Annotated in this window: 7 protein-coding genes and 1 pseudogene; 1 reads left to right on the plus strand and 7 read right to left on the minus strand. The window is 76.4% G+C overall.

Features of this window, described 5'->3' with window-relative positions; all coding sequences use genetic code 11:
* Nucleotides 1–101: 101 nt before the first annotated feature.
* From ACFWIC_RS35935 to ACFWIC_RS35950, 4 genes and pseudogenes are all read right to left on the minus strand, one after another.
* Nucleotides 102–659: pseudogene (locus ACFWIC_RS35935) on the minus strand (type 1 glutamine amidotransferase domain-containing protein); the annotation flags it as partial.
* A 69-nt stretch (nucleotides 660–728) separates the two neighbouring features.
* Nucleotides 729–1,097 carry a PRC-barrel domain containing protein gene (locus ACFWIC_RS35940; RefSeq protein ID WP_329951079.1) on the minus strand — a complete coding sequence of 123 codons (369 nt, stop codon included), beginning with the start codon at nucleotides 1,095–1,097 and terminating at the stop codon, nucleotides 729–731.
* Nucleotides 1,097–1,690: a DUF3040 domain-containing protein gene (locus ACFWIC_RS35945; RefSeq protein ID WP_329951080.1), complete on the minus strand. Its 594-nt coding sequence runs from the start codon at nucleotides 1,688–1,690 to the stop codon at nucleotides 1,097–1,099. Before ACFWIC_RS35945 ends, ACFWIC_RS35940 begins: the two co-directional genes overlap by 1 nt.
* A 67-nt stretch (nucleotides 1,691–1,757) precedes the next feature.
* Nucleotides 1,758–2,210 (minus strand): hypothetical protein, encoded by a 453-nt coding sequence (locus tag ACFWIC_RS35950; protein WP_329951081.1) that lies wholly within the window; start codon nucleotides 2,208–2,210, stop codon nucleotides 1,758–1,760.
* A gap of 439 nt (nucleotides 2,211–2,649) precedes the next feature.
* Between ACFWIC_RS35950 and ACFWIC_RS35955 the strand changes: the two genes are divergently transcribed.
* Entirely contained in the window at nucleotides 2,650–3,180 is a 531-nt protein-coding gene (locus ACFWIC_RS35955; RefSeq protein WP_380521148.1) for a GNAT family N-acetyltransferase, read from the plus strand.
* A gap of 107 nt (nucleotides 3,181–3,287) precedes the next feature.
* Here ACFWIC_RS35955 and ACFWIC_RS35960 read toward each other — a convergent pair whose 3' ends face one another.
* The 3 genes from ACFWIC_RS35960 to ACFWIC_RS35970 form a co-directional block, all read right to left on the minus strand.
* Nucleotides 3,288–3,971, minus strand: coding sequence for a TNT domain-containing protein (locus tag ACFWIC_RS35960; RefSeq protein WP_329951083.1), 684 nt, complete (start codon nucleotides 3,969–3,971; stop codon nucleotides 3,288–3,290).
* A 404-nt stretch (nucleotides 3,972–4,375) separates the two neighbouring features.
* Nucleotides 4,376–5,797, minus strand: a complete 1,422-nt coding sequence (locus ACFWIC_RS35965) for a geranylgeranyl reductase family protein (protein WP_329951084.1) — start codon at nucleotides 5,795–5,797, stop codon at nucleotides 4,376–4,378.
* A 331-nt stretch (nucleotides 5,798–6,128) separates the two neighbouring features.
* Nucleotides 6,129–6,521 (minus strand): transporter substrate-binding domain-containing protein, encoded by a 393-nt coding sequence (locus ACFWIC_RS35970; protein ID WP_380521150.1) that lies wholly within the window; start codon nucleotides 6,519–6,521, stop codon nucleotides 6,129–6,131.
* Between the last annotated feature and the right edge of the window lie 124 nt (nucleotides 6,522–6,645).

Consider the following 6,645-nt stretch of genomic DNA (forward strand, 5'->3'; position numbering starts at 1 on the left):
GCGGGCTGTTCCCCCGTGGCCGGGTGACCGGCGGCGGTGTGGCGCGAGGGTTCGGGCGTGTGGGCGGTGGGCCACGGCGGGGGCGGGCCCTCGCCGGCGGGCGCGTGCGCGAACTCGGTCACCAGCACCTCCTCGAAGGCCGGCAGGTCGGCCGGCTTCCGGCCGGAGACCAGCACGCCGGGGCCGTCGCGGCAGACATGGACCGGTTCGTCGACCCAGTGGGCACCCGCGTTGACCAGGTCGGTGCGGATGCCGGGCCAGGACGTGAGCGTGCGTCCGCGCACCGCGTCCGCCTCGATCAGCGTCCACGCGCCGTGGCAGATCACCGCGACCGGCCGACCCGCGACGCACAGGTCGCGGACGAATCCGACGGCGGCCCGGTCCAGCCGCAGCCGGTCGGGGCCGGCGACGCCGCCGGGCAGCACCAGCGCGTCGTAGTCCGCCGGGTCCGCCTCGCCGACCACGTCGTCGACGGGGAAGGTGTCCGCCCGCTCCAGCCCCCGGAAGGCCTGGACGCGCCCGGGACGGGTGGAGAGCAGCCGGGGCGTGCCGCCGGCCTCGGCGACCGCCTGCCAGGGAGAGGTCAGTTCCACCTGTTCGGCGCCCTCGGGCGCGACCAGGAACGCGACCGTCCGCCCGGTGAGGACGACGAAGGTCATCCGTCCCACCCCGCTCTCGTCTGCTCCGGTCCCGGAAGGGTCCCGACGGCCCCGTACGGGCCGTTTCCGTCAGGGACCGGGAGTGCCGGTCCGGTGTTCGTCCTGCACGTAGTGGTCGTCCAGGGCCGCCCGGCCGTGCGCGGTCAGGCCGCCTCCGGTGTGGTCGACCGCGGCGGGCGGCGGGGCGGAGCGGATCCGGGCGCGCGGGCAGTCGAGGTGGACCACCAGCTCCAGGTGGTCGATCCGGGCCACGAGCCCGACCGGGACCAGCACGGGGGCGCCCGGCACCCACGGCCGGGTGTCCACCAGCAGATGGTCCCCGGCATCCTGCTCGACCCGGCCGAGCGGACCGTCGGTCGCCTCGACCTCGTAGCCGACCAGCGTCAGGTCGGTGCTGTGGTGGGAGCCCGGACGGTACTCCCACAGGTCGGTCGTCATCACGCCTCCGGGTCGTCCCAGGGCCGCCGTTCGCGGTGCTGCCGGTGCTCGCGATCCTGGCGGCGGTCACCGTGCGGGCGCCGGTCACGGCGGTCGCGGCGTTCTCGGCGGCGGCGGGAGCCGCCGCGGTCGTCGGGTCCACCGGCCCCCTTGGCGAAGTCCGGGCCGCCGGCGGGATACCGCCCACCGGGATCCCGGCCGCCCAGGTCCGGACCGCGCAGGTCCGGCCGGCGGGCCGAGTCGCCCAGGTCGTCCGCACCGCCCTGCCGGTGCCGGTGCTGGTGGTGCAGCAGCGCCGCGATGCCGGCCGCGAGGGCGACACTGCCCGCCCACAGCACCGCCACACCGATCAGCACCGCCGCCGTGGGCTTCCGCACCGCGATGCTGAGGCACACCGCGGACATCACCAGCCCCGTCATCGCCACCCCGGTCGGTACCCGGCGGGCGAGGCCGCGTACCGCACGCCGGCCGCGGCTCGGACGTTTGGCGCCCATCGTGCTCAGCCGCCGGTCGAGGCGGCTGTCCTGGCGCAGGTCGTCCTCGATCTCCTCAAGGAGACGTCGCTCCCGTCCGCTCAACGCGGGTCCGTCCATCTCGGTCACCTCCGGGCTTCCGGTGACGGTGTCCACTCCTCCGGGCGAATGCCCGGTCCGGTATGTGCTAACCGCTCCGGCCCCCGGGCGCGACGGCGACCGGGAGACGGCCGGCGCCGAACGCCCGGGGCCGGGCGAGCAGGCTGTCGTCCAGCACGCGCAACAGGGCGACGGCGTCGCGGTGCACCTCGGCCGCGCCCGCCGCCCGCAGCTCCGGGGCGGTCGCGCCGCCGCCCCGTACGGCGACACAGGGCACTCCGGCCCGGTGCGCCGACCGCACTTCGGGAACGCTTCCGGCGACGAACACCGCGTGGGACGGCGTGCCGCCCACCAGACCGAGCCCGGCTCCGAGCGGATCGGACCCCGGCGCGGTCACCGTGAGTACCGGTGCGCCGACCGGTCCGGGGGCGGTGAGGACCACCGTCCAGCCCCGCGCGGCGCACTCGCGCAACAGTTCGGCGGAGCCGGGCGACGCACCGCGCCAGTCGGTCCCGAAGAGTGCCGCCGAGATGACCGTCATGGCTCACCGATCCCGTTCCGCACCGCGTACCGGCGCGCCCTTCCAGACTAGGCCCGCACCCCCTGCCTCCGCCCGGCGCGACGGCGTCCGCGCAGCTCGGGGCGGGACCGGAGCGGTGGCGCCGCCGGGTGGACCGGGACGGGAGCACGGGGCGGCCTCCGCCGCGGCGCGCAGCGCGCCCGCCCGCTCACCCGGAGTGATCGCGGCCACGGGACGGGCGGTCCGACGGTCGGGCGGGCGGAGCGCGCGGGTCGGTGGCGAGGCGGCCCGGGCGGTCTTGCCGAGGAGCCCCCGCCGGCCCGGTCGACAGCGGCGAAGGCGGCGGCGTCCCCGCTCCTCCGGCCGACGGCGCGTCGGTGGTGCGGAGCGGGTGCCGGAAGGCGAGGTCCGGGTCGGCCGGGGCCGACGGCGCGACGCACGGGCGTGCCACGATCGGGGCATGCGCGACCTCGTCACCGTCCACACCGCCCGGTTGGACCGCACGGCCCGGGAGGCGGTCCGGGGCCTGCTGTCCGAGGAGTTCGACGACCTCTCCGAGGAGGACTGGGAGCACGGACTCGGCGGGCTGCACGCGCTCGTCCGGGAGGGCGGCCTGCTGGTCGGCCACGCGTCCGTGGTCCAGCGCCGGATGCTGCACGGCGGGCGCGCGCTGCGCACCGGCTACGTCGAGAACGTCGTGGTCCGGGCCGACCGGCGCGGGCGCGGCCACGGCGCGGCACTGATGGCGGCGTTGGAGGAGGTGATCCGAGGCGGGTACGAGCTGGGGGCGCTCTGCGCGGCGGACGATGCGGCGCGGTTCTACGCCGCGCGCGGGTGGCTGCCGTGGCGAGGTCCGCTCGCCGTGCTCGCTCCGCAGGGCCCGGTACCGACCCCGGAGGAGGAGGGCGCGGTGTTCGTGCTGCCGGGGGCGGCTCCGCTGGACCTCGGCGGGCGGTTGGCCTGCGACTGGCGCGACGGCGACGTCTGGTGACCGGCTCCCGTCCGGTGACCGCCGGGGCCGGACGGGAGCCCGCGAACCCACCGGCCCCGGCCCGGCCGGAGCCGGGGTGACGGGCTCGGGCCGGGCCGGAGCAGGGGTCAGATGCGGGCCAGGTACCCGTTGTCGACGAGCCAGAGCACGTTCAGCCTGGACGGGCCGTTCGGCACCAGCGCGGCGTCGAGCTGGTACTGGAAGCCGTAGCCGGGCTGGCCGAACCAGGGCGCGATCGGGCCGGCGTGCACCTTGAACGGCTTCAGGACCTTGTAGTCGTGGTAGTTGCAGGGTGCGGCCGGGTTGCTGTCGAGGCTCTGCGGCGGGATGGAGCGGCTGGCGTAGGGCAGGCCCTCGGGGGCGAGGAAGGAGCCGTACTCGCTGCCGTAACGGTCGATGTTCTGGTTCGGGTAGAGGGTGATCTCGAACTCGATGGGGGTGCCGTCGGGCAGGGTGACGTACCCGTTGGCGGGCGGGTAGATCCAGCCCGGGGCGCCGTTGTTGGCGGTGGGGCTGTAGTAGGTGGCGAGGAACTGCTCCTCGGTGAGGTTTCCGGTGCGCTTGTAGCCGATCAGCTCGCGGCCGACCGGGCCCCGGGTCGGGAGGTCGGCGGGACCGAGCCGGGGGTCCCCGTGGTGGTCGGCCTCCGAGCACTCGTTCGAGGGAGTCGTCGCGGCCGCCCGGGCGGCGAGCACGTCGGGGGCCGAATCGGCGGCCGCCGGGATGCTCGGGACTAGCAGGGCCACGACCGCGGCGAGCGGTGCGGCGAACAGGCGAAGGCGAAGGCGCACGATGTCTCCGTCGTGAAAGTCGTCGGGTGGGTCGGGTGGGTCGGTGGTCCGGTGGATCGGTGGTCCGGTGGCCGGTCGGGAACCGGCGGCCGTTCGGCGCCGGCCGGGACCGGCCGGTGACGGACGGTGGCAGGCCGCAGGGCGCGACCGGCCGGATCCTCCCGGACACCGGGCGATCAGTCACCCTCCGTGTCCGGGCCGCGACCTAGGCAAGCGGATCATCTGACCCCGCGTCAACACGCCGGGCCCGCAGCGCCGTCGATTCCCCCGGATTCGGCCAACCTGCGCACGCCGGCCACCGGGGGCGCGCAGACTGGAGGGTCACGCCCCCTCCCGTCGCGGTCTCCGCCGCGCGGCGGCCGGAGCGGACCGGCGGCGCGAGTCCTCGCGGCGGGACCTGGCGGTCAGCCCCGGCTGCTCGGCGCCAGCCGACCGAGCAGATGGAGCAGCCGGTCCAGCGCGTCGCGGGAGTTGGGCTCGGTCAGGTTGACCATCAGACGGAACGCCACCTTCAGCACGGCCGGGTTGCCGAGTCCGGCGGCCCCGGCCGCGCCGAGCAGCCGGGGGCGGCCCAGGGCCTCGGCGACGAGCCTGCCGAGCGCGAAGTAGCCGTCATAGGCGGCGCGCAGCGCCTGCGGATAGGCGCGCAGGGCGAGTTCGCGCCCCCGGTCGGTGCGCCGCGCCAGCGCCTGGACGACCGTCTCGGCGGCGAAGCGGCCGGACTCCATCGCGTAGGCGATCCCCTCGCCGGTGGCCGGGCTGACCGTTCCGCCCGCGTCGCCGACCAGCAGGAGTCCGTCGGCGTAGTGGGGCTGGCGGTTGAGCCCCATCGGGAGGGCGGAACCGCGGACGGGCTCGGTGACCCCCTCGGGGGTGTAGCCGTACTCGGGCGGCAGGTCGGCGCACCAGCGGCGGAGCAGCTCGCGCCAGTCCACCTCACCGGCCACGGCGCCGGTGTCGAGCACCCCCAGGCCGACGTTGGCGGTCCCGTCACCCATCCCGAACACCCAGCCGTAGCCGGGCAGCAGGCGCCGTGCAGGGTCGCCGGGGTCGCGCAGGTCGAGCCACGCCTCCAGGTAGCGGTCCTCGTGGCGCGGGGTGGTGAAGTAGGTCCGGTACGCGACGCCCATCGCACGGTCGGTCCGGCGGTAGCGCTTCATCGCGAGCGAGAGCCGGGTGGAGTTGCCGTCGGCCGCGACCACCAGCGGCGCGCGGTAGACGACCGGGCGGCGTTCCTCGCCCAGCCGGGCGGTGACACCGGTGATCCGGCCGGACCGCTCGTCGATCATCGGGCCCGACACGTTGGCGCGTTCGACCAGCCGGGCACCGGCCGAGGACGCGCGGCGGGCGAGCAGCTCGTCGAAGTCCGCGCGGCGCCGGACCAGCCCGAAGCCGGGGAAGGCGGACAGCTCGGGCCAGTCCAGCTCCAGCCGGCGCCCGCCGGCAACCAGCCGCAGGCCGCGGTTGTGCAACCAGCCGGCCGACTCGGAGACGTCGATGCCCAGATCGACCAACTGCCGTACCGCACGCGGGGTCAGGCCGTCGCCGCAGACCTTCTCGCGGGGGAACGACGACTTCTCCAGCAGCAGCACGTCCAGCCCGGTGCGGGCCAGGTGGTAGGCGGCGGTGGAACCGGCCGGACCCGCGCCGACGACGATCACGTCGGCGCTGTCGACGTCCGGACCGTCGGGGCCGGCACCCTCCGCTGTGTCCCGGTCCCGGTCGGGACCGGCCGCGTCGGGACCGGCCGTCGCCGGGGCGGTGCCCGGGTGGCCGGTGCCCGGGCGGGCGGGGTCGGTGAACGGCTGCTGTGCTGGGCCGGGCATTCGGCGCTCCCACGGGTGTCGGTCGGTCGGTTCGGCGGCGGACTCGGCGGACCTCGGCGGTCTCAGACGATATGGACACTGTCCACCGCGCCGCGCCCCGACACGCGGACCCGTTCCGACGACCGGTGGGGACCGGCCGTCGGGATGCCCCCGGGGCGGGCCCGGAACGCCACCGCGCCCGCCGCCGGGTTCCGCTACCGGACTCCGCTGCCGGGTTGTGCCGTCGGAAGCCGCCGTCGACGACGGCGCCGGAGAACACCCCCCTTCCGGATGTTCCACTCGGTCAGGGTCCGGTCGTACTCGCCGTTCCGGATCAGCCGGTCCACCGTCTTCACCAGGACGTCCCGCAAGGCGGTTCGTCCTGACCGGTGCCGTGCCGGACGGCCACCGTGCGGCCGGAGAGCTCTCCGGGGCGGAGAGGTCTAGCGGGTTGCCCGCCTCGACCACCGTCGAGGTGCCGGTCGCGAAGTAGTCGACGAAGTCGACGCCCGCGTCGGCCCGGCGGCCGTCCTCGGCGGCCCCGGAGCCGGCGCTGCCGGGTGTCGACGACGGCGGACATCGCCAGGTCCGGGTGCCCTGTCCGGACGGCCGGAATCAGCCGGTCGAAGGGCAGGTCGGTGAAGGCGACCCGCAGGCCGAGGTGGCGCCCGATCGCCCGGGCGAGCTCCGGATCGAGCCCGGCGGGGTCGCCGGGCGGGTCCTTGAGGTCGTCGCCGGGGCACACGACGCGGGCGGGGGGGGGCCCCCCCCCCCGGCCCGGCCCCCCCCCGGCCGCCAGCCCCCCCCCCCCCCGCGCGGGGCGGGGGCGGGGTGTTTGACCCGCACCCCACGGGCCGCGACGAAAAAAA

The sequence above is a fragment of the Kitasatospora sp. NPDC127035 genome (assembly GCF_042726075.1).
GTDB lineage: Bacteria > Actinomycetota > Actinomycetes > Streptomycetales > Streptomycetaceae > Kitasatospora.